At 39.7% G+C, this 22,706-nt stretch carries 19 protein-coding genes; 10 read left to right on the top strand and 9 right to left on the bottom strand.

Annotated elements, in window-relative coordinates; translation table 11 throughout:
* Window positions 1–129: 129 nt before the first annotated feature.
* Complete coding sequence (locus tag ABXG98_RS13640) at window positions 130–1,278, top strand: AAA family ATPase (RefSeq protein ID WP_353539241.1); 1,149 nt, start codon at window positions 130–132, stop codon at window positions 1,276–1,278.
* 134 nt (window positions 1,279–1,412) lie between these two features.
* Here the strand turns inward: ABXG98_RS13640 and sohB are convergent, their stop codons facing one another.
* Both sohB and ABXG98_RS13630 read right to left on the bottom strand, forming a co-directional pair.
* A complete protein-coding gene (sohB, locus tag ABXG98_RS13635; RefSeq protein ID WP_353539240.1) occupies window positions 1,413–2,477 on the bottom strand; it encodes a protease SohB in 1,065 nt (354 codons plus the stop codon).
* 131 nt (window positions 2,478–2,608) lie between these two features.
* Entirely contained in the window at window positions 2,609–5,068 is a 2,460-nt protein-coding gene (locus tag ABXG98_RS13630; protein ID WP_353539239.1) for a VolA/Pla-1 family phospholipase, read from the bottom strand.
* Between the two features lie 245 nt (window positions 5,069–5,313).
* Here ABXG98_RS13630 and ABXG98_RS13625 point away from each other — a divergent pair, with 245 nt between their 5' ends.
* A complete protein-coding gene (locus ABXG98_RS13625; RefSeq protein ID WP_353539238.1) occupies window positions 5,314–6,051 on the top strand; it encodes a YciK family oxidoreductase in 738 nt (245 codons plus the stop codon).
* Between the two features lie 85 nt (window positions 6,052–6,136).
* On the opposite strand, the gene fadD is transcribed toward ABXG98_RS13625, so the two are convergent.
* The 7 genes from fadD to ABXG98_RS13590 form a co-directional block, all read right to left on the bottom strand.
* Window positions 6,137–7,792: a long-chain-fatty-acid--CoA ligase FadD gene (gene fadD / locus ABXG98_RS13620; protein ID WP_353539237.1), complete on the bottom strand. Its 1,656-nt coding sequence runs from the start codon at window positions 7,790–7,792 to the stop codon at window positions 6,137–6,139.
* A gap of 242 nt (window positions 7,793–8,034) precedes the next feature.
* Window positions 8,035–8,943 carry an alpha/beta fold hydrolase gene (locus tag ABXG98_RS13615; RefSeq protein ID WP_353539236.1) on the bottom strand — a complete coding sequence of 303 codons (909 nt, stop codon included), beginning with the start codon at window positions 8,941–8,943 and terminating at the stop codon, window positions 8,035–8,037.
* Window positions 8,940–9,638 (bottom strand): M50 family metallopeptidase, encoded by a 699-nt coding sequence (locus ABXG98_RS13610; RefSeq protein WP_353539235.1) that lies wholly within the window; start codon window positions 9,636–9,638, stop codon window positions 8,940–8,942. Before ABXG98_RS13610 ends, ABXG98_RS13615 begins: the two co-directional genes overlap by 4 nt.
* Before the next feature lie 94 nt (window positions 9,639–9,732).
* Window positions 9,733–10,098 carry a hypothetical protein gene (locus ABXG98_RS13605; protein ID WP_353539234.1) on the bottom strand — a complete coding sequence of 122 codons (366 nt, stop codon included), beginning with the start codon at window positions 10,096–10,098 and terminating at the stop codon, window positions 9,733–9,735.
* Between the two features lie 45 nt (window positions 10,099–10,143).
* A complete protein-coding gene (gene tsaB, locus ABXG98_RS13600) occupies window positions 10,144–10,854 on the bottom strand; it encodes a tRNA (adenosine(37)-N6)-threonylcarbamoyltransferase complex dimerization subunit type 1 TsaB (RefSeq protein WP_353539233.1) in 711 nt (236 codons plus the stop codon).
* A 36-nt stretch (window positions 10,855–10,890) separates the two neighbouring features.
* Window positions 10,891–12,855 (bottom strand): DNA repair helicase YoaA, encoded by a 1,965-nt coding sequence (yoaA, locus tag ABXG98_RS13595; RefSeq protein ID WP_353539397.1) that lies wholly within the window; start codon window positions 12,853–12,855, stop codon window positions 10,891–10,893.
* Between the two features lie 73 nt (window positions 12,856–12,928).
* The gene (locus ABXG98_RS13590) at window positions 12,929–13,294 is read right to left on the bottom strand and encodes a hypothetical protein (protein WP_353539232.1); all 366 of its coding nucleotides are present in this window, start codon (window positions 13,292–13,294) and stop codon (window positions 12,929–12,931) included.
* A gap of 334 nt (window positions 13,295–13,628) precedes the next feature.
* On the opposite strand from ABXG98_RS13590, the gene ABXG98_RS13585 reads away from it, so the two are divergent.
* The 8 genes from ABXG98_RS13585 to hisH all read left to right on the top strand — a co-directional run bounded on the left by ABXG98_RS13585 (window position 13,629) and on the right by hisH (window position 22,705).
* Window positions 13,629–14,672 carry an endonuclease/exonuclease/phosphatase family protein gene (locus tag ABXG98_RS13585; RefSeq protein ID WP_353539396.1) on the top strand — a complete coding sequence of 348 codons (1,044 nt, stop codon included), beginning with the start codon at window positions 13,629–13,631 and terminating at the stop codon, window positions 14,670–14,672.
* Window positions 14,673–14,914: 242 nt separating this feature from the next.
* Window positions 14,915–15,904: an esterase/lipase family protein gene (locus tag ABXG98_RS13580; protein WP_353539231.1), complete on the top strand. Its 990-nt coding sequence runs from the start codon at window positions 14,915–14,917 to the stop codon at window positions 15,902–15,904.
* 63 nt (window positions 15,905–15,967) lie between these two features.
* A complete protein-coding gene (locus ABXG98_RS13575) occupies window positions 15,968–17,032 on the top strand; it encodes a lipase secretion chaperone (RefSeq protein ID WP_353539230.1) in 1,065 nt (354 codons plus the stop codon).
* A 478-nt stretch (window positions 17,033–17,510) separates the two neighbouring features.
* The gene (gene hisG, locus ABXG98_RS13570; RefSeq protein ID WP_353539229.1) at window positions 17,511–18,413 is read left to right on the top strand and encodes an ATP phosphoribosyltransferase; all 903 of its coding nucleotides are present in this window, start codon (window positions 17,511–17,513) and stop codon (window positions 18,411–18,413) included.
* A gap of 158 nt (window positions 18,414–18,571) precedes the next feature.
* Entirely contained in the window at window positions 18,572–19,894 is a 1,323-nt protein-coding gene (hisD, locus tag ABXG98_RS13565; RefSeq protein WP_353539228.1) for a histidinol dehydrogenase, read from the top strand.
* On the top strand, window positions 19,887–20,981 hold the full coding sequence (gene hisC / locus ABXG98_RS13560; protein ID WP_353539227.1) for a histidinol-phosphate transaminase: 1,095 nt from the start codon (window positions 19,887–19,889) through the stop codon (window positions 20,979–20,981). Before hisD ends, hisC begins: the two co-directional genes overlap by 8 nt.
* Window positions 20,978–22,063: a bifunctional histidinol-phosphatase/imidazoleglycerol-phosphate dehydratase HisB gene (gene hisB, locus ABXG98_RS13555; protein WP_353539226.1), complete on the top strand. Its 1,086-nt coding sequence runs from the start codon at window positions 20,978–20,980 to the stop codon at window positions 22,061–22,063. The genes hisC and hisB overlap by 4 nt, the downstream gene beginning before the upstream one ends.
* Window positions 22,064–22,705: an imidazole glycerol phosphate synthase subunit HisH gene (gene hisH / locus ABXG98_RS13550; RefSeq protein WP_353539225.1), complete on the top strand. Its 642-nt coding sequence runs from the start codon at window positions 22,064–22,066 to the stop codon at window positions 22,703–22,705. It begins immediately after the preceding gene.
* Window position 22,706: the final 1 nt, after the last annotated feature.

Raw genomic sequence — 22,706 nt, 5'->3', positions numbered from 1 at the left:
TTGGAAACAGTGATTTAAATACGCTAGCGGTAGAGTTTAAGTATCAACAAATCATTTATACTTTTTGTATTATACTTTTTGTATTATACTTTTTGTATTATACCACCTCACTCAGGCTCAGGATAAATGATGAATATGAACTCATTCCCTCTCAGAATTGCATCAGGTAATGCATTCTGCAACCGAGTTACAGAAAGAAACAAGCTTAAAAAGCTGATTTCAACAGGGCAACATTTGTGGTTGCAAGCTCATAGACGACACGGTAAAACGTCATTGATATTACAAGCGCTCAACGATCTTAAAGCTGAAAACCAACACGTTCTGTTTCAGCGTGTCGATTTAGCTTTTACCACAGACCGATCATCTGCTTTGAAAAAGCTTTGTCAAACAGCAAGTAAATTAATCATTGAAACAATGTCTACTGCAAAAAATATCAATGAAACCAATAAGCTTTCAATTATCGGTCAAAGATTACAAGATGTATTTACTCGATATGCTCCTAGTTTTTCTCTGGATAGAGGTCAACCATCAATGACTTTTGGCAAAGAAGCATCATTAGATATGATGGGGGAAACCTTAAAGAAATTAAATGAACTTGGTAAAGAGCATAACATTCGTATTGTATTTATGATCGATGAATTTCAACAACTGTCTAAAGTCGATAATAAATCATTTGATATTGAGGGCGAAATTCGACATCACCTTGAATTGTCAAGCAATGTAACTTATGTGTTTTGTGGCTCAGAAAGAAACCTCATGCAACAAGCGATGGCAGATCAAAAAAGACCTTTATACAAGCATACGTATAGATTTGAAATTGAAAGAATTAGCAAAGATTGTTATCTCGACCACATAAAACCTATTTGGGAAAAGCAGTATAATAACACCTTTGATATGACTGTCTTTGAATACGCCATGAAAGTTACACAGAGACACCCCTATTACGTAAATTATATATTCTCAGAGCTTTGGTTGAGCGATACCCACCCAACGTTAGATGATGCAAATGACGCGTGGAGAAAAATCGTTGATGAGGAATTAAATGAAAATAAAAATATGATATTGAACTTAAAATCAAACGAAAAAAAGGCACTCAAAGCAATCGCGATTAAACCAACCAAACAAATTACCTCTAATGAGTTCATTCAACTTTCAGGTATTCCAACGGGTTCAGCAAAAAAAACAATTAATCAATTAGTAGACAAAGATCTCATTTACCTTAATGATGGTAAATATCATGTCGTTAACCCAGCATTAGGCGCTTTAGCTCAAGAATAGCACAACCCATTCTTGGTAAAAAAGTAGGTTATCATTTAACATGTGCCGTAGATGCTAGTTGATTTAAAAGAGGCTTCTCTGCGAATCAAGATTCAGACATTAAGCCTCTCTAACTGATACTAAATCATAAAACACTAGCTAGGGAAAATACGATTCTTCTGCATTAACTTACCTAAAACGCCTTCTGCCGATAGTGATGCTGCTTTGGCGAACTTTTCGGCTAAGCCTTTTTTAACCTCGTACTTTATAGCAACAACTTTATGGCTTTTACTGAGTTTTTGTAAATAATCATCGCTGGTTTGTATGGTATCAATTAAGCCAAGCTCAAGTGCTTTAGTACCAAACCAATGCTCACCCGTAGCAACTTTATCTAAATCTAAACTGGGTCTATGCTCATTAACAAAATCTTTAAACAGCACGTGAGTTTCTTCAAGCTCTTCTATAAATTTCTCTTTGCCCTTTTGTGTGTTTTCACCAAACATCGTGACTGTGCGTTTAAATTCACCGGCAGTAAATTGTTCAAAATCAATATCATTTTTCTTTAATAGCTTATTAAAATTAGGTAATTGTGCAATTACCCCTATAGAGCCAAGAATGGCAAAAGGTGCCGCTATGATTTTATTGGCCACACAGGCCATCATATAGCCTCCCGATGCCGCAACTTTATCAACGGACACAGTTAACGGAATGTCATGTTGACGAATTCTATCTAGCTGGGATGAAGCTAAGCCATAACCATGCACCATACCGCCACCACTTTCTAAGCGCACAAATACTTCGTCATTGTGAGTTGCCACTGACAAAATAGCTGACACTTCTTCACGCAGTGAACTCACTTCTTTAGCGTCAATACTGCCATTAAAATCAATCACAAACACTTTAGATTTTCCTTCTAAACCCTGTTCAGTACCCGATTTAGATTTTTCTTTAGCCTGTGCTTTTTCTTCCTTCGCTTTTTTCTTAGCAATAAGCTTATCTGCTTTTTCTTTTTGCTTTAACTCTTCTTTATTGAGCAAAGCATGAACTATTTCCTCTTCGACCTCTTCAAACTGTTCAGATAAGTCGGTAATTTCCAACTCACCTTTTTTATGTTTTTGTTTGATTGCGGTACTCGCGATTAGTGCGACAATAGCAAAAACCGCAATAACAAAGGTAACCGCTTTTGCTAAAAACAAACCATATTCATATAAAAATTCCAAACTTTTCTCCTGTGCGTTTCCGCTTTGATATTCTGACACCATTCATTTGATTCATTTTATATGGGGATAAAAAAGCTAAAAAAAAACCCTTAGCTTTCACTAAGGGCTTGGTTTGTCAAAATAACCACTAGTTACTGAACAACATCACCATCAAACACAGTAATAACATGCCCTTCACTACTAAAGAAATTAGCCACTTGGCTTTGCATTTCTGTTGTTGCAGCCCCAGTCATTAGCGGATCTGAAGCTTCAGCACGAGGCGCTGGACTTAAAATCGAACCATGATGACCAAACAAGAAGCGAACAGCACCAGAAACAGGAGTTTCAGCATCTTGAGTAACGTCAGACACACTTGGTAACCCTAATAATGCAATAGCGCCTTCTGTACCACCAAACGGTGTGCTAGACACTGAGTTAGGAATAACCTGGTCACTTAGGTTATCGCTACCATTGCCTACCACTTCAATTAAATGAGTAGGTGTATTGGTAGCCGCCATCATCGCAGCATAGTTTGCCGGATCACCCGAATCAGTAACTGTTTGGGCTGCAAAGGTAAACTTAGCAAAAGTAGCATCAAGTTCTGCTTGTTGCTCTGCTGATAATAACCCGTAAAACTCTTGGTATGCGACAACAAGTTCAGATTCAGAAGCACCACTAGGGTGTTTTTGAGCCACATAGCCTTGCAGTTCTGCTGATGCTGCATATGTCAGGTTTGATTTAATCACATCACCAAATGCACCTGACTCTAATAAGAAATTAGCCACCATAGTACCAGGCATTGCTTGCGAGTTAGTTGATACTGCAAATAATGGGTCTACTTGTGGATCAAGCTCACTATTGGTTAGCGCAATAAAGTTAATGCCGGTAATGGCGCCTAACGAGTGTCCTAAAAAGTGCACTTTAGTCGTGTCAACATTAATCGGATTTCCTTCAGCATGAACACCTCCAAGGAAGTTCAAACCTAAGCGCAAACCTAATAAATCTGCCGTTGATTGACGTAAATTATCACGGGTTGTTAGTAAACTAGCTAGGTTCATATAATGGGTAGCTGATTGAGTCGATGCATTAAACTCATCAACACCATCACCATCTAGATCAAAACCACGACTGCCGCCAGACATAGTGCCACCAAACACGTTTGGATCGCCATGTAACGGGTGATTAATCGCAACCGTTGCCATACCATACATTGAAAGAATGCCTGTTATTGCTAACATATCTTCTTTTTTCGAGGTGATGCCATGCTGTAAAATAACCACAGGCCAACCACTCTCTGGCTCGACTAGATCGGCTGATAAGCCTAAACCGGCACGCACTGCATTAGCTACATTAACGTCTGGTGTAGTCATTTGCACTACAACATCCATATTAGCTTTAGGCGCAACCACTGGGCTAAACTTAGTTAAATTACGCTCGGTATCAATACCTAACGCTCTTAATCCCGGTGCTGGCAACCCTTTCGCTGCAGATATCGCCATACAAGTGCCATCATCAACACTAATGGCATCAGCAGGAATAGCAGCCGGATTGACGGCTGCTAACCCAGCCAACATAGCGCCAGAATCACATAAGCTTTTCCACCAATCATTTACTGGCGCTTTAGGATTTTCAGCCGTAGGCACACCTAAATAATAAGGTAGCGTAATACTCCCTTGCATAAAGTTAGCCGTTGAATAGATGGGTAATAAACTGGCTGGCACTTGAGCGGCTAAAATATCAGCAACTGACATACCCGTATCTTGTACGCCAATGGTTGGAATACCTTCCATCGCGCTAGCAACCATAGCCGGTACATTATTCGCCATCAACGCTTTAGCTGTTGCTAATACGTCAACCGTTGATTGGGTAGTAAATGCCATAGTATAAATAAGTGCATCTTTATCTGCACCTGCGGCGGCAATAGCCGACTCATAACTATTAATGACACCTTGCAAGCCCAACTGTGCCGCTGTTGCCATTGGGTTAGTTGCTATGTCTTGACGAACAGATTCATAAGTTGTTGAACCAGCGACCGCTTTACCATTACTATCTTTTAGATTATTGGTTAGCGCTAAAATATAGGTTGTTTTCCCCTTGAACGGTTTTAGTGGCACCACAGCAACACTATTTCCTGAGGCTTTAGTCACAAAATCAACACCAAAGGTTAATTCATTCACTACGCTACAAGCTGCGCCACGAGGCACACTTTCACAGCCTGGGTCGCCGCCCATTAAGGTTTCATATATTTTTACAGAAGCCGGATCAAACGCAGAGTTACCATCTAGAGATGTACCTGCAGGAAAGGTAATATCAAGCGAAAATGGATTGGTAGTAGACCATCCATCAAGCGCACTCATTGCAACTGTTGGGTCAGAAAAATCTGTTGCATCATCAACCGGAAGATTTAAAGTACCATCTTCAGTGCCAGTAAATAATAAATCATTAGGTACTGATAGCACCCCATTAGATGGGTCAAACACAACCCGTGCCGATGCAACAACGCCTGTGCTGCTTGTTGCAACATCCGCTTTAACATCCTCGATGGTTTCACTATCACAGCCACTTAAGCCAAGTGCGCTAATAATTGCGAGACTAAGAACTAATTTTTTCATTTTATCTCCCCAATGCCTATTATATTTCTTTTGTTTTTAATAAGTTTAATGTTGTTTTCTTTATGTTAACTATTGTTATTTCGAAGCAGATACTAAACCAACTAGTTAGACCAGTTAACAAACTTAACGCAAGCCTTGGCAATGTGCCAGTTGTTTTTTACATTTTAGTTGATTTTTTTCTCGTTATTAAAAAAAAACCACGTAAAATAGACGTTATTCACTTTACAAGACTAATCTGATTTAAAATGTTTGAATACTCGATAAAAGAAAACTGTTTAACTAATAAAACTATCCTTGTCACTGGCGCCGGCGCTGGAATAGGAAAAGAAGCGGCAATCACTTATGCAAAACTTGGTGCTACGGTTATTTTACTGGGTAAAACGGTCAAAAAGCTTGAAGCAGTTTATGATGAAATTATCGCTCTCGGCTTAGCTGAGCCAGCTATAGTTCCACTCGATTTAAAGGGTGCAACAAAACAAAACTATATCGATATGTCGTCTACCATTGCCAGTCAATTTGGTAAATTAGATGGGGCGCTGCTCAACGCTTCTACTTTAGGTGAGTTAACACCTTTCACTCAAATTCATGAGCAAGTCTTTAGTGATGTAATGCAAGTTAATGTTAATGCACAATATTTACTTGCCCAAGCGCTGATCCCAACACTTTTATTGACCGAGAAAGCTTCTTTGGTATTTACTTCGTCAAGTGTAGGTAGTCAAGGCCGTGCTTACTGGGGCCCTTACAGTATTTCAAAATTTGCTACTGAAGGTTTGATGCAAGTAATTGCTGATGAGTATGAAAACTCAAGCTTACGAACTAATGCAATCAATCCTGGTGCAACCAATACTAATATGCGCGCCAGTGCTTTTCCTGCTGAAGATAAAGAGAAGTTAGCAACCACAGCAGACATTATGCCGCTGTATGTGTATTTGATGTCTGATGATAGCTTAGCAGTCAATGGGCAAACGATAAAAGCACAATAGAACGATAAGCTATTAGGCGCTAGTGGCGAAGACACTCTTTTTTAGCCGTGTACTTCGCTACTACCTCTTTAGATACTCGACACTTTTATCTGAGTTCTCTTCGTAAAATTTTACCAACATTGGTTTTTGGTAACTCATCTCTAAACTCAACCACTTTCGGTACTTTGTAGTTGGTTAAATTATCGCGGCAATGTTTAATTAGTGTTTTTTCATCTAAATCAGCTTGCTTAGATACAACAAATATTTTCACCATTTCACCGCTGGCCTCATGAGGAATACCAATGGCAGCGGCTTCAACCACACCTTCATGCATCATCACAACTTCTTCAATTTCATTAGGAAATACATTAAAGCCTGAGACAATGATCATATCTTTTTTACGATCAACAATTTTGAAGTAACCACGCTCATCCATAAAAGCAATATCACCCGTTGCCAACCAACCGTCTTTGAGTATTTCGTTGGTTGCATCCTCGCGGTTGTAGTAGCCTTTCATCACTTGCGGACCTTGAACCCACATTTCACCAGCTTCACCAATGGGGGCTTCACTGCCATCATCTAGCATAATTTTTATATCTGTTGAAGGTGCGGGTATTCCAATAGTGCCATCATAGCCTTCTTGATTATATGGGCTTAAAGATACCATAGGACAGCATTCAGTTAAGCCATAGCCTTCAAGCAGACGGGTTCCTGTCACTTTTTGCCAACGCTCTGCCACAGGACGTTGCACAGCCATACCACCGCCCATCGCCATTTTAAGGTGAGAGAAATCTAAATCCTTGAAGCCAGGAGTATTCAATAACCCATTAAATAAGGTGTTCACCCCGGTAATCGCGGTGAATTCATATTTAGCTAATTCTTTAATAAATGCAGGCATATCACGAGGATTAGTAATAAGGAGATTACTACCACCTAAAGTAAAGAAGGTGAGACAGTTAGCGGTTAGGGCAAAAATATGGTAGAGCGGCAATGCGGTAACCACAAGCTCTTCACCCTCTTTAAGCATAGGTTTTATGGCCGCTTTAGCTTGCTCTAAGTTCGAGACCATATTGCGGTGGGTTAGCATGGCGCCTTTTGATACGCCAGTAGTACCGCCAGTATATTGTAAGAAGGCTAGATCATCACCACTCACCTCTACTGGGGTAAAATTATAAGCTTTGCCCTTGTCTAAAGCTGCGTTAAATCGAATGGCGTCTGGTAAATGAAACGCTGGCACCATTTTTTTCACATACTTAACTACTGCGTTAACCACAGCGCCTTTAACAAAGCCTAACCGATCTCCTAGAGACGTCATAATGACGTGTTCAATCGGGGTGCTATCGACAATTTTTTCTAACGTTTGTGCAAAATTTTCGATGATAAGCATCGCCTTTGCGCCAGAATCTTTTAGCTGATGTTCTAACTCGCGAGCAGTATATAAAGGGTTAACATTAACCACGGTTAAGCCCGCAAGCAACGCACCAAACAAGGCAATAGGATACTGCAAGGTGTTTGGCACCATAATGGCAAACTTATCACCTTTTTCAAGGCCTAAGCCTTGCTGTAAATAAGCAGCGAAAGCAGTTGCTTGCTGCTGTAATTCTGCGTAGCTAATTTCAGCGCCCATATTAATAAACGCTGTCTTATCGCTATATTGTGCAGAATACTTAGTAAACATAGCCACTAATGAAGGATATTTATCAGGATTTATATCAAATGGAACTCCAGGGGGATAACTTTTTTCTAGCCAGATTTTTTCCACAATACTTTCCTCATTAATATTTTTTTAGCAACTACTTAAAGACTAGTGCACAGATTATAGTTTTCAAACGCAATTGAATAAACTTGTCAAAGTTAATTTTTAAACACGTGTTAAAAATCAATTGAGCATACTTTTTACTTCATATTATTTGAAGTTTAAAATTTATCCCACTGTTTTATCAAATTCCAACTGATTCTACCAGTTAAATTTAAACACTTGTTTGAATATTCGTCAAAACTTCACTATTCAGCTAAAAAATGTTTAATCAGGTGCACTGTTTTTTGTGGTTGCTCCATATGAACGTGATGCCCACCTTTGACCTCAACGCTTGAAAATTGTTGAAATAAGCGGCCAAAATCTTGAATACCTGAGTTGACAAACTCCATACCATCACTACCGTGAATCAGTTGCACTGGGCATTTTATATCACGAATAAATTGTTGCGCTTGCTTTAAGGTTAAGCGATAAGGAGAAATATTGCGTAAACGCGCATCACTTAGCCAGCGGTAACCTTGTGGTTCTTTTATAATGCCGCGCTCTACAATAAGTTTAGCGTTTTCATACTGCAGGTCTGACACACTTACTCTTGCTTTAACAGCTGAATCAAGGCTGGTGTGATAGTTATTCTTTTTCGCTCCTGAGCGCTCTCTACCTAACGCACTGCTTTTATAACGGCTTAACATACCATCACGCAATTGTTTGGTGGTTTGTTCTGTTTTTGCGCTAATAAAACCAATAGAATCAATTAAGGTTAAAGAGTTAACTTTTTCAGGGAAGGCTGCAGCAAAAGCACTTGCTACCATGCCTCCCATTGAGTGAGCAACAATATCGACTTGTTGCCATTGGTTTAACTCAAATAACTGTAAAAGATCATACACCCAATCAATAAAATGATAATGAGCATCAAGGCTTTTATGGCTGGAATTACCATGCCCTGGCCAGTCAACTGCAACGATATGTTTCTCAGGTAAATATTGTTGAAAATAGGGCATTAATGGTGAAAAACTAGCAGCATTGTCCAGCCAGCCATGTAAACATAAAACAATGTTATCATTTTGATTGTCTTTATTAGCACCACCACAAGCGATGCCATGTAAAGACATAGTGTCAAAGGTGTATTTAACTTCTTTTGTGGTATTGGTAGTCATCATAGCAAAGCGCCCTTATGTTTAGCGGTTTTATAAAGTGAATATAAGGCAAGTAAAGCAAAAGCAAACCAAGTTAACACCCAAACAATTTCAGGAACAAAAGTGACTGAGGCTAATGCCGCACCATCGCCAATATGACGACCATCAAGCAAGTAAGTGGGGCTAGACATACTATTAAGTAAAATTAATAAACCAAACAGCTGCATCAATCCTTGTAAATAGTTTATTTTTTTTAATTTAATGGTGAGTAAAAAAACAACCGCTAATATTGCTAAAATAAACCACGTTAAGATATCTCGCCCCCAAAAAATCACAGAGCAAATCAGTAAGAGTAAAATAAACACAGAAAATACCTGTGCCGCCCGTTGGTGAGCACTAGCCAATTTATAAATTCCCCACCCCCACAGTGTTGCGCCAGCATAACCAGAAAAACTGATAACGACAGCCATGCCTCCTTGGGTAGTACATAAACCTGCCCCATTGGCAAAGAGTTGAATACGTAGAATAGTTCCACCGGTAACAATAGCTGCAATACCATGACTTATTTCATGAAAATAACTTTCTAACCAATTAAAAGGAATAGAAACTAACGGTAATTGCTTAATGACAATAGCAGCAATAAGTAACATAAAAAAATGATACTTTTGCCAAAATTTTGATGAATTTGTATCGGTCCGTTTCGATGGTAAAAACGACATGTAAGCTCAACTTAATATAGGAATAAAATGTAAATAATCAGCTGCTTTTATCACTTCATACTGTTTTCAACAATACATGTATTTGACAAAAAACTTAAGCAAATAGGTCAACACCAAACAATTGCTGAACTGATTCACGCTTGGCTATATTATCAATAGCTTGATAACTGGAAACGGCGGTTTCATTCTTCGCTAGAGGTTGATCTTGGCTTGCAGAAGCTGATTGTTTAGATTGTGCAGATATTTGTGCTGATGACTGACTTTGTTGATAAAGGGCAACGGCTTGTTCATCAATAACAATACTAGGTGTAGTTTGTTTACTTGATGGGGCTGTTGTCTGTGTGTTTTGCGCTTTTTCTGCAACACCCTCGCTAGAGCGCTCCGAATTTTGTATCGGTGCTGTAGGGGAATTATTAAGCCCTGAAGTAACAGGGATATTAACAGAGCTAGAAATTTGCATACATTCAATTTAGCAAACAATGCCAATTTAGGCAATATCAGCGAATTACCTTCCCGGTAGCTTTTTCCATGAAACAGTGTCGCGTACATAAACAGGCTGGGCATATTCAGCCGTAACCCCTTCACCTTTTATAAATGCAGCTTCACCAATGTCTAACATAGCTTCAGCGCTCGGAAATAAAATCTCAGGTGAACCTTGATTGCTTTTAAATGATGATAACTGTGCTTGATAAGCATCCCAACCCGTACCGACACCATAAACAGGCGTGATGACACTATCGACCAAACGATTATTAACGAGTTCAGGTGCTGTTACCGCCTCACCCTTTTTATCTGCTAATAGTTGTTCTTGCATGATATTATTTTCATCAAGCACAAAATAGCCGTTATACACTTCATTCATGCGCGCATCAATTAAGGCAAGTACCTGTGTTTTTTTACATCTCATAAACGCTAATTGTGCCATGGCTTGCAAGCTAGAGACCCCCACCACGGGCAAGTCTGCTGCAAACGCTAAGCCTTGAGCTACACCTACACCTATTCGCACGCCAGTAAAACTGCCGGGGCCCCGACCAAAAATCAGCCCATCACATTGTGACAAGGTGATATTGGCTTCGTTTAGCACGGCATCAACCATCGGAAGTAACTGTAAACTGTGCGACTGTGGGCATAAATCATAACGACTGTATATATTGTCGTTTACTTGTAATGCGACTGAGCAAGCTTCGGTTGAGGCATCTATGGCCAAATAATTCACTTAAAATTCCTTAATTTACAGTTTATAACCATCGAATTAATTATTCCGTTGGCTATTATCGTTAATAGTTTCAAGAAAGGTTATCGCTTGAGTTAAATCTCTGCTGCGCTTCATTTCAGGTAAGCTCTTCAAAAAGGTCTGTCCATAAGGGCGATTTACTAACCTATTATCGCAAATCACCATTACCCCTCGGTCACTCACATCACGAATAAGCCTACCGACACCTTGTTTCAATGCGATAACCGCTTGTGGAAGTTGAATGGTAGCAAAAGCATCACCACCTTGTCGTCTCACCTCTTCACACCGTGCTTGTAATAGCGGATCATCTGGTGAAGCAAAAGGGAGCTTATCAATAATAACACAAGTTAACTTATCTCCACGCACATCAATACCTTCCCAAAAGCTGGCTGTTGCAAGCAACACCGCGTTATCGGTATCAACAAATTGTTCTAAAAGCACTCGCTTGCCCATTTGCCCCTGCACTAACAAAGGGTTGTCAATGTTTTCAGCCAAAATTTCTGCTACTTGATGCATCACACGATAGCTAGTAAATAACATAAAACAAGCGCCGTTACTGGCAGCAATTAACGATTGTGCTAATTGCGCTAACTGCTCAGCACGATTCTTATCATTCGCCTCGGGTAAATAACGGGGCACAATCAATTGTGATTGCCGTTGGTAATCAAACGGGCTTTGTAATAATAGTTCATTCGCACCAAGTAATCCTAAATGCTGCGCAAAATGCGCAAAACTATTATCTACCGCCAATGTAGCAGAAGTGAAAATCCACCCAGCCCCAGACTCTTTTACATAAGCACTAAACTTATCAGCAACACTTAGTGGGGTTAAGTGTAATACCACATGCCGTGGTGTCGTTTCATACCAGAAACTCATGCCACTGACATCAACATTAGCCATCACTTCATATTGAGATAACAAGTTTACAGCTCTGTCAAAGCAGTTATCAATTGCTTCATTTCGCGAAACACATAGTTTGATGACTTGGTACAAAAAGTCTAAATCAACCTTCAATCGTTGAAATTTTTGTGCACAGTGCAGCTGTTGATATTTTTCACGCCAATTACCGCGCTCAGGATCATAATTAAACAACAACCTAAATTCTTGGCAAGTTTTTTGTAACTTTTCTGCAGCTAAGCCTAATTGCTTAACATCAGTTAACTTACTGCGGTAAATTTGCATAACATCAGTACACAAATCGACGAGTTGACGTGTTGAGAACGCTTCACCAAAATAATCACTGGCAATATCGCCAATTTGGTGCGCCTCATCAAATACCATTACTTGCGCTTTTGGAATTAATTCACCAAACCCAGTATCTTTTAACGCCATATCGGCAAAAAACAAATGATGGTTAACAACAATTAAATCTGCATCTATCGCTTTTTGCCTGGCTTTCACTAAATAACAGTGTTCATAATCAGGGCAATCTTTGGCTAAACAGTTATCTAAGGTACTGGTGATAAACGGAAACACGTTTGAGTCTTCTGTTACATTGACCAATTCACCAATATCACCGCTTTGGGTGCTATTAGCCCATGTTTTAACTTTCACTAAATCGTTGAGCGCATTAGCATCTAATTGGCCTCGCGTTTCTTGATATTGAGCAAGACGATATCGGCACAAGTAATTAGCTCTCCCTTTCAATAAAGCCACTTGTACGTTACTGGCCAAAGCTTTTTTAACTAACGGAATATCTTTATGAAAAAGTTGCTCTTGAAGGTTTTTTGTTCCTGTTGAAATGATAATTTTGGTATTTAATTCATCACCACTAGCAGAGGCGTTAACACTCAAAAAAGCGGGAATTAAATAAGCAAAAGTTTTACCTGTTCCCGTGCCTGCTTCAACAATTAGTGAGGATTTTTTTTCAATGGCAGTTGCCACTTCTAACGCCATATCGGTTTGTGCTTGACGAGGAGAAAAACCGTCAATAGCTTTAGCTAAAGCGCCATTAGGTGAGAATGCTTGAGCAACATTAGTCATTAAATACGTGGTCAATTAAAAAGGCTAATTAGAAGAATGGCCGATTATACTGTTTTATCGCTAAACATAAAGGTTAAACATAAAGATCTAAATGCTTGGTACCATCTTCAGCTTCAGTGACGCCTTCGTCAGCCTGAGGTTGTTGTTTGCTTTTTGACGATTTCAAGCTGGCATCAGACTCCATTGTGTCACTTATCGCACTAGGGTCTTGCTCATGGTCTAATTTTGTTTTTTGTTTTTTGTGTTTTTGTTTTTTCTTGTCATTGTCATTGTCATTGTCATTGTCATTGTCAAAATAATACGCATGATTTTCTACATGGTCTAAATCTTCCTTTAACTCACCTGCAGCCGCGTCTTTTAATACCGCTTTAACCTTTAAATCAGCAGACTTAATTGGTACTGGTACAACGCGCGTTAACACTGTAGTAAATATATCCATAAATATTCAACTTTAATTACTTTGACTACTTTCTCTGCTTTATCTGTTTCAACTATACTGCTCCGCCAACATCCTATAACAGACAATATAATTACAATATAACACAACACCCAGAGTTTTTCTTATGACAAAGCCCGCCAATAAAAACACCAGAGCATTCTTAATACAACACCTTCTGAGAAACAACACCTGAGTCAATGGGTGATTTTTTATCAAGGGTCGCTATAATAACCGCTAATACATTCTACGAGTTAGCATCATCATTCACCAACATAAAGTGCAAAGCAGTCAACATTCTCCTTCAGTAACGCCTTCTGATGATACCGAATCGTTAATGAATACCCAGCTAAAAATTGCTACGTTTAATTTATTCAACTACCTTGAGCCCCCTAATGCTTTTTATGATTTCGAGCGTATTTACAGTGTTGCGCAATGGGCAAAAAAGCAAAAATGGATAACACACTATCTAAGCAAGTATCAGCCTGACATTATCGGCTTTCAAGAAGTCTTCAGCACGCAATCATTAAAAGCTTTACTCAGCGCCCAAGGTTATCCTTATTTTGCCGTCGTTGACCAACCAAAAGTCATTGATGACTTTATTTACCAAAGCCCTGTTGTCGCTATAGCCTCGCGATATCCTTTGCTTGAGGTCGCTGAGGTAAAACCCGATATTGAACTTGCACAATCCTTAGGATTAGCGCAAAACTTCTCATTTAGTCGTAAAATTATCAGAGCCACACTTGATATACCGCATTTAGGCCATTGTGATTGCTATGTTGTGCATTTTAAATCTAAACGTCCCATGCTTGAACTGGACGATAAAAAGTCAAATTGGACACCAGAGCAAAGTATAGTAGAACAGCTCAAATCGCAGGTTGCCGGTGGTTGGGGATCAACCATACAACGTGGCAGTGAGGCAACTTTACTGATGATTGCAATGATTGAACGCCGAGCCATGACTACTCACCCCATGGTTTTAATGGGGGATTTTAATAACAGTTTGAATGACGGCGTATTAAAGCATTTACTCACTGACAGTTTACGCTTTGTTTCAGCAATAAATTGTGCTGAGTATCTTGCCAACTATTGCTTAAAGGATGCTTGGGATTTATTTCGAGTAGCGCTAAAAAATGACAGCACTGATATTCACCGCCAAGACGCAGTATTACGCGCACCTACTCATTATTATGGTGCGACTAGCGCGGTGCTCGACTACATTTTATTGTCATATGAATTTGATGCTAGCAATCACGATAGCCTTTACCAAGTCAGCGCTTATGATACTTATGACCAACATTTAATTAATCCTATTTTCGATCGTGATGGCGAAAGTACAGATCACGCTATTGTCATGATCACCTTAACGTTACGATCCTAACAGCTCTACCTGTAAAATGATCTGCTAAACAAATATCCTGAAATTGTTTTAATTTAAAACACATGTATTAAACATTAGTTTCAAAGGCTATTAAGAGTGCTTGTTTTTTCGCCTTGTTTTAATCGGGTTCTGTGAATAATTACGGTTGATTTTCACATTTTTATTCATTATAACTTATCAGGTATGACCACTTTTTGTTCATATACATTTTCTTCTACTACAACAATAAAAAAGGTGAAAAAATGATAAAGAATATTATGCAATTCCTAGCTATATCAATACTGATCAGCTGCTGCATTTCAATGCCAGTTAAAGCAAACAACTCAGGAAATACTAAGTACCCCATCGTTTTAGTTCATGGTTTATCAGGCTTTGACTCTGCCCTTGCAGATTACTTTTACGGTGTAAAAGGCGCATTAGCATCTGTTGGTTCAAACCAAGTTTATACGCCTCAAGTGACTGGCTATGAAACCAGTGAAGCACGAGGTGAAGAGTTACTAACCTATCTTGAAGAATTAAGTGCAGTCACTGGCATTACTCAATTTAATTTAATAGGCCACTCTCAAGGAGGGATTGATTCACGCTATGTTGCATCAGTCCGTCCTGATTTAGTCGCTTCAGTTACCTCTGTTGGTTCACCACATTTTGGCTCAGGTACAGCCGACTTTATTAAAGACTCTCCTCTAGAAGGCGTCACCTTATCGATAGGTAATGCTGTTGGGACTTTTTTAGCGGCAATAACAGGTGATAGTTCCCAGCAATCTAATGCTATGGGTTCATTAGAAGCATTAAACTCAACAGATGCCGCTATTTTTAATGCTAAATATCCTGAGGGTCTGCGACAAGGTGCTTGTCAGGAAACGCCGAGCCATAATGCGGGCTCTTGGTGGTGGCCTAATTGGGTAAGTGATTATTCTGTTAATGACGGCGATCACCAAGTCAATGGTGTTGCCTATTATTCTTGGGCTGGCACCTATAATCCGTTAGTAGATTCAAACATTTTAGATCTAGCTGATGGTTTGTTGTCGGTGACATACCTAACAATTGATGAAGCTAACGACGGGGTTGTAGGCCGCTGCTCTACCCATTTAGGCAAAGTAATTCGTGATGACTACACCATGAATCATGCCGATGAAATCAATGGTATGTTTGGTTTACGTGGTTTGTGGAGTGCTAATCCATTGCAACTATATAAAGACCATGCAAGACGTCTAGCTGCTGCTGGTTTATAACAAATCAAGAAAGGTTTACTCAGGTAAGCCTTTCTTTAGTTATTTCTAGATAAGGTATTCATTTTGAATCAACACATAGTAAATGTTAGTATTTTTTTGATATTTTTAGGGGTTTGCGCAGCAACACTAAACAACAGATTTACCGCCGACGCCAATGAATCGCAACAAACGCAAGCATCTACAATAACAGAGCTGCGCAACTCAAATGCGCCTATAGAAGCGCAAGCGATCAGTCAATTAGTATTTTCCCACCCTGAGTCAACCATGCCTGATGAGTATATTCAGCACTTACCTACCTCATTACTCAACACTCCTTTACCACAACGCCTTGATATTAATGAAGATGGTAGTTTACGCATTAATAAAAAAATTCTTCATCTGTTTGAGTTCTATTTATCAGCCATAGGAGAAGAGCCGCTAGAGCGAATTATTGCCCGTATTAACCATAACCTTACAGAGCAACTAACCGCACAAGCCTTAACTGAAGCATTAGATATTCTTGACGGGTATTTACAATACAGAAATGCAATCACAGCTATTAAACAGGAACATAACCAAATGGCTAGTGATGATTACGCTTCATTTGAGCATATCATCATTAGCAGAAACGAGCTTATTGCAACACGTTGGCGTTTTTTATCAGAAGAGGTTATTGCGGCTTTTTTTGAACAAGAAGACCAGTACGAACATTATATGTTTAGCCTTGTTGAAATTAGAAGAAATCATAACTTAAGCGATGAACAAAAAAGTGATGCCATATCCGCGCTTAATACCCAAAGCCCTGATTGGCTAATTAAACAACAAAACACAGCAAATAAATTAAATGTCTATCGACAAAAATATAATGACATGGTTCAACAAGGCGCAAGTGGTAACGAGTTAAACATGCTCAGAGAGCAAGAGTTCAATGCACAAGCAGCTGATAGATTGTCAGCCCTTGATACCAAACGTGAGCAATGGCAGCAACGCATAAAAGAATATCGCATTGAATTAGCCACGCTTGTTTCAATCGAACCTGATAATCAAGCCCAGCAGGAGCTTATTAAAGCACTGCGTAATCAACATTTTAACGCCCAAGAAATAAGAAGAATACGTGCCTTAGATAGTCGTGATTTAGCGTCATACTAATAGTGAACATTGTTTTTCCAATCTGACTTATGAAAAAAAAGTAAAAACTCGCTAGTGGAAACGCTTGGTATATATCGAGTAATAACTCTAGGCAAGCACCATATAACAAATAATGATAAAAAAAAGTTATTTATTCCTTGCAGCCAAATAATTTTATCAGTAGTCTAATTGTATAGAGAAAATCCATTTATTTTTAGAGAATAACGTATTATGACTTTTAACCTGAATAGCCGACATCACCATCATCATATAGATTAGCCGTTCAGGTCTCTGTCTTTAAAATAAAGCCAGAGATACCATGAAGGGCTAAAGGCTTTTCGTGGAATTAAATTTAAGAAAACTATTTATGAACCCCCGAAAGAGCCTTAATTCTTTCGGGGGTTTTCGCATTTTAGCGAGTTGAAAATTGTATATACATGCTTAAATCCACTGAAAAAACAATTTTTCAAACAGAATTAACATTTAATAGGATAAGAAAATGACAACTTCAGAGCCACGTTTACGCATTGCGATGCAAAAATCAGGACGTCTTAGTGACGACACTCAAGCATTATTAAAACGCTGTGGATTAAAACTTAATGTGAGCGACCGCCGCTTACTTGCCCATGTTAGCAATTTACCTATTGATATTATGCGCGTGCGCAGTAGTGATATTCCGGGTTTGGTCATGGATGGCGTTTGTGATCTAGGCATTGTTGGAGATAACACCCTCGAGGAAGAAGAATTATCTCGCAAGCTAATTGGCAGCAAAAACCAATACATTAAAACAACACCATTAAACTTTGGTGGTTGTCGTTTTTCAATCGCCATGCCTGAAGAATTTGAATACACCGGATTACAATGTTTAGACGGTTTACGTTTTGCAACCACCTACCCTCAGTTATTAAAGCGCTTTGCTAAAGATAACGGCATCAACGTTGAGTTTTGTCTATTAAAAGGCTCTGTTGAAGTGGCGCCAAGAGTGGGATTAGCTGATGGTATTTGCGATTTAGTCTCAACCGGCGCAACGCTTGAAGCCAATGGTCTAAAAGAAGTGGCTGAAGTATTTCGCTCTAAAGCCTCTTTAATTCAACGTGCTGACGCTCTAGGCGATGAAAAACAGGCAATATTAGATACCTTACTTCCACGTATTAACGGCGTAATGAAAGCAAAAGAAAGTAAATACATTATGCTGCATGCACCAAAAGATAAAATTAGTGAAGTAAGTGCACTAATGCCAGGGAAAGAAACCCCCACTATTTTACCTTTAGCAGGGCGTGATGACATTGTTGCCGTTCATGTAGTTGCTACTGAAACTTTCTTTTGGGAAACCATGGAAAAACTCAAAGAACTAGGCTGTAATTCTATATTGGTTATGCCGATAGAAAAAATGATGGAATAATCCGCGTCACAATTGAAATTTAAACGGCTTTGTCGGCGTTGCTCGTTACCATCACTTAGTGTACTAAGCTCAGGCAACGCACAATTTGGCGGCTTTGCTGAAACCTCAATTCTTTAGCGGATCTGAGCAATTTATATCTTAATAATTTAGAGAAAATTATGAATACCCAAATAATCGAATGGCAATCGACCTCAGCCCAGCAAAAGAAAGATGCCCTTGCGCGCCCGGCCATTGCCGATAACGCTTTATTATCAACACAGGTTGGTAATATTTTATCGCAAGTGCAAAAGCAAGGTGACAAAGCCTTATTTTCTTTAACTGAGCAATTTGACGGTATCGCATTAACAACGCTAGCGGTCACACCTGAGCAAGTAGCACAAGCAAAACTTGCCTTAACAGACAAGCGCATAAAAGCAATCAATACCGCTTATGGGCAAATTAAGCGTTTTCATAACGCCCAAATATCACAAGATGTATTTGTTGAAACCTGTCCTGGTGTTCGTTGCATCTTAAAAACAGAAGCTATTGAAAGTGTTGGCTTGTATATTCCCGCAGGTAGTGCGCCATTGCCTTCAACGGTGTTAATGTTGGGTGTGCCAGCACAAATTGCCGGTTGTAAACGCACAGTTTTGGTTTGTCCGCCAGATAAAAACGGCCAATTAGCCAATGAAGTTTTAGTGGCAGCAGAGCTTTGCGGCATCACAGAAATTTACACCATAGGTGGCGCACAAGCTATCGCCGCACTTGCTTATGGCACAGCAACAATTCCAGCCGTTAACAAAGTATTCGGCCCTGGTAATCGTTATGTTACCGAAGCGAAAAAACAACTGTCTCAACAAGTGGCTGGATTTGCTATTGATATGCCAGCCGGCCCTTCTGAAGTATTAGTTATTGGTGACGAGCAAGCTAATGCGGCGTTTATTGCTGCTGATTTACTTTCTCAAGCCGAGCATGGCGCAGATAGCCAAGTTATTTTACTGACCGATAGTAAAGACTTAATCAACAAGGTAGCAAACGAGCTTGAAAGCCAAGTAACATTATTATCGCGAAGTGACATTGCAAAACAAGCGCTAAAACAGTCACGTTTGATATTAACTACAGATATGGCACAGGCTGTTGAAGTGTCAAACCTATATGGGCCAGAGCATTTAATTGTTCAAACCGAAAATCCGCAAGCATTATTAACTGATTTGCGTAATGCTGGCTCTATTTTTGTCGGTGCATACTCGCCTGAGTCTGCTGGGGATTACGCCAGTGGTACTAATCATGTGTTACCTACCTACGGTTATTCAAAAGTGATTTCAAGTTTATCGTTAGCTGATTTTTCTCGACGTTATACCGTGCAAGAACTTAGTAAAGAAGGGCTAAGTAATTTAGCTGAATGTATTATTGAGCTAACCGACGCTGAAGGCTTAGATGCTCATCAACGTGCGGTCACTATTCGTCTAGAAGACTCTATATCGGAAGGGAAAAATGTCTAATTTAATTAACAAATTAGCTCGTGCCGAGCTGGTAGACATGGTGCCTTACCAATCAGCACGAAGACTTTTTGCTAGTGGCGACTCTGCGCAAGCAAACAGCAAAATATGGCTTAACGCCAATGAAGCACCTGGCAAAGGTAAGTATCAAGTCAGCAGTGAAAACATCAACCGTTACCCTGATTTTCAGCCGAATAATCTACTCAAGGCTTATAGCAATTACTGCGGCCTTGAGCGCTCACAAATTTTAGCAACACGTGGTGCAGATGAAGGCATAGAGCTGATTATTCGCAGCTTTTGCCGTGCCTATCAAGACAGTATATTAATATGCCCACCAACGTATGGCATGTATGCAATTAGCGCCGAAAATCATGGCGCTGGCATAGTTAAGGTACCACTAACTGCTGATACCACGCTTGATATTGAAGGCCTAAAACAGCAAGTAGGCAAGGTGAAGGTTGTATTTTTATGCTCTCCCGGCAATCCCACGGGTAAACTGTTACCAAAAGCGCAAATAATTCAAGCTATCGAGTTATTTAAAGATAGTGCTATGGTTGTTGTCGATGAAGCTTACATTGAATATACCGGTGAGTTTTCCCCTGAGCAAACTAGCACCTCATTGTTAACAACGTATGACAATGTGATTGTACTAAGAACTTTATCAAAAGCATTCGCCCTAGCCGGCCTACGATGTGGCTTTACCTTAGCCAATACTGACGTTATCACGCTATTGAGCAAAGTCATTGCGCCTTACCCAATTTCCGCCCCAGTGGCTGAAATTGCCAGTTTGGCGTTAACTGACGATCTAGAAAAAATGACCGAACGTGTAACAACATGCAATGGCATTAAAACAGATTTATCCACCTGGCTGAGTAAACAAGGTTGGTGCAGTGAAGTTTTTGCAAGTGACGCTAATTTTGTGCTGTTTCGTTGTGAAAGTGCTAGCGAAAAAACACGAATTTTTGAATTACTGCTCCGCCATAACATCTTAATTCGTGATCAATCAAAACAACTACAACTAGAAAACTGTTTACGCATTAGTATCGGCAGCGCACAAGAAATAACCCAATTAAAAGAAGTTTTATCATGAGTAACAACCAACAGAAAATTTTATTTATCGACCGTGATGGCACCTTAGTTGAAGAGCCAGCGATTGATAAGCAGCTTGATACCTTAGAAAAGCTGGTATTTGAACCAAATGTCATCACTGAACTGTTAAAATTACAAGCCAAAGGCTTTGTGCTAGTAATGGTATCAAACCAAGATGGTTTAGGCACGAATAGCTTTCCTCAAGCCGACTTTGATTTAGCTCATGACAAAATGATGGCTATTTTTGCCTCGCAAGGCGTGGTATTTCAAGACGTTTTGCTGTGTCCTCATTTTGATGAAGACAACTGCAATTGTCGTAAACCAAAACTGGGATTAGTCAGTGAGTATTTACAACAAGGTCGTGTGGATTTTGCCAACTCTTATGTGATTGGCGACCGTGAAACCGATATGGGCTTAGCCGCAAACATGGGCATTGTTGGCCTAAAATATGATCGTGACACCTTAAATTGGTCACATATCAGCGAAAAAATTCTGGCAACTTTCGAGCAGCCACGCACAGCTACCGTCACCAGAACCACCAAAGAAACCGATATTACCATTACGGTGAATTTAGATAAAAAAGGCGGTAGTAGCATTGATACCGGCTTAGGTTTTTTTGATCACATGTTAGACCAAATTGCGACCCACGGTGGCTTTAACCTGCAATGCAGTGTCAGCGGCGACTATCACATTGACGATCATCACAGCGTTGAAGATACTGCCCTTGCTCTAGGGCAAGCATTAAAACAAGCATTAGGTGATAAACGTGGTATTGGCCGTTTTGGCTTTGTACTACCTATGGATGAGTGCAGAGCAGAATGTGCTATTGATTTATCTGGCCGCCCTTGGCTTGAATTTGACGCTGAATTTACTGCTGATAATGTGGGTACAATGTCAACACAGATGGTATCGCATTTTTTCCGTTCTCTTGCCGATTCAATGTTAATCACTTTGCACCTATCAACTAGCAAAGGTAACTGTCATCATCAAGTAGAGAGTTTATTTAAAGTATTTGGCCGCGCATTAGGCCAAGCTATAAAAGTTGAAGGTGATGAATTACCTAGCTCAAAAGGAACCTTGTAAATGACCGGTACTATTGCTAACACAAGCAGTAACGTTATTGTTGATACTGGCTGCGCCAACTTATCCTCAGTAAAATTTGCCATTGAACGCTTAGGGTTTTCTGCGACTATCACCGATGACATTGCACAAATAAAGGCAGCCGACAAAGTGATTTTCCCTGGCGTGGGTAGTGCTAAACATGCCATGGGCAATATTATCGAAAAAGACTTAGTAGAAACACTGCAAAACTTAACTCAACCCGTTTTAGGCTTTTGTTTAGGGATGCAGTTAATGACTAAGTCTTCAACTGAAGGCGCCAAAGACAACACGATCAATTGCTTAGGTATGATTCCTACACAAGTAGAGCCATTGCAAGCACAAGGTAACCGTTTACCCCACATGGGTTGGAACACCTTAACCAAAATAGCCGAACACCCGGTTTTAAAAGGCATAAACGTAGGAGATTACTTTTATTTTGTTCACAGTTTTGCCGCACCTATAAGTGAGTATACGCTAGCGAGTTGTGAATATGGCTCTGAATTTTCAGCCATTATTGGCAAAGACAATTTTATTGGCTGCCAGTTCCATCCCGAGCGCTCAGGTGATTTAGGCAGTAAGATTATAAGAAACTTTCTCGAATTACCTTCTCAGGAGCAAAAATAGC

The sequence above is a fragment of the Colwellia sp. KU-HH00111 genome, assembly GCF_040362745.1.
Lineage (GTDB): Bacteria > Pseudomonadota > Gammaproteobacteria > Enterobacterales > Alteromonadaceae > Colwellia.
This window is presented reverse-complemented; position numbering and strand designations above follow the sequence as displayed.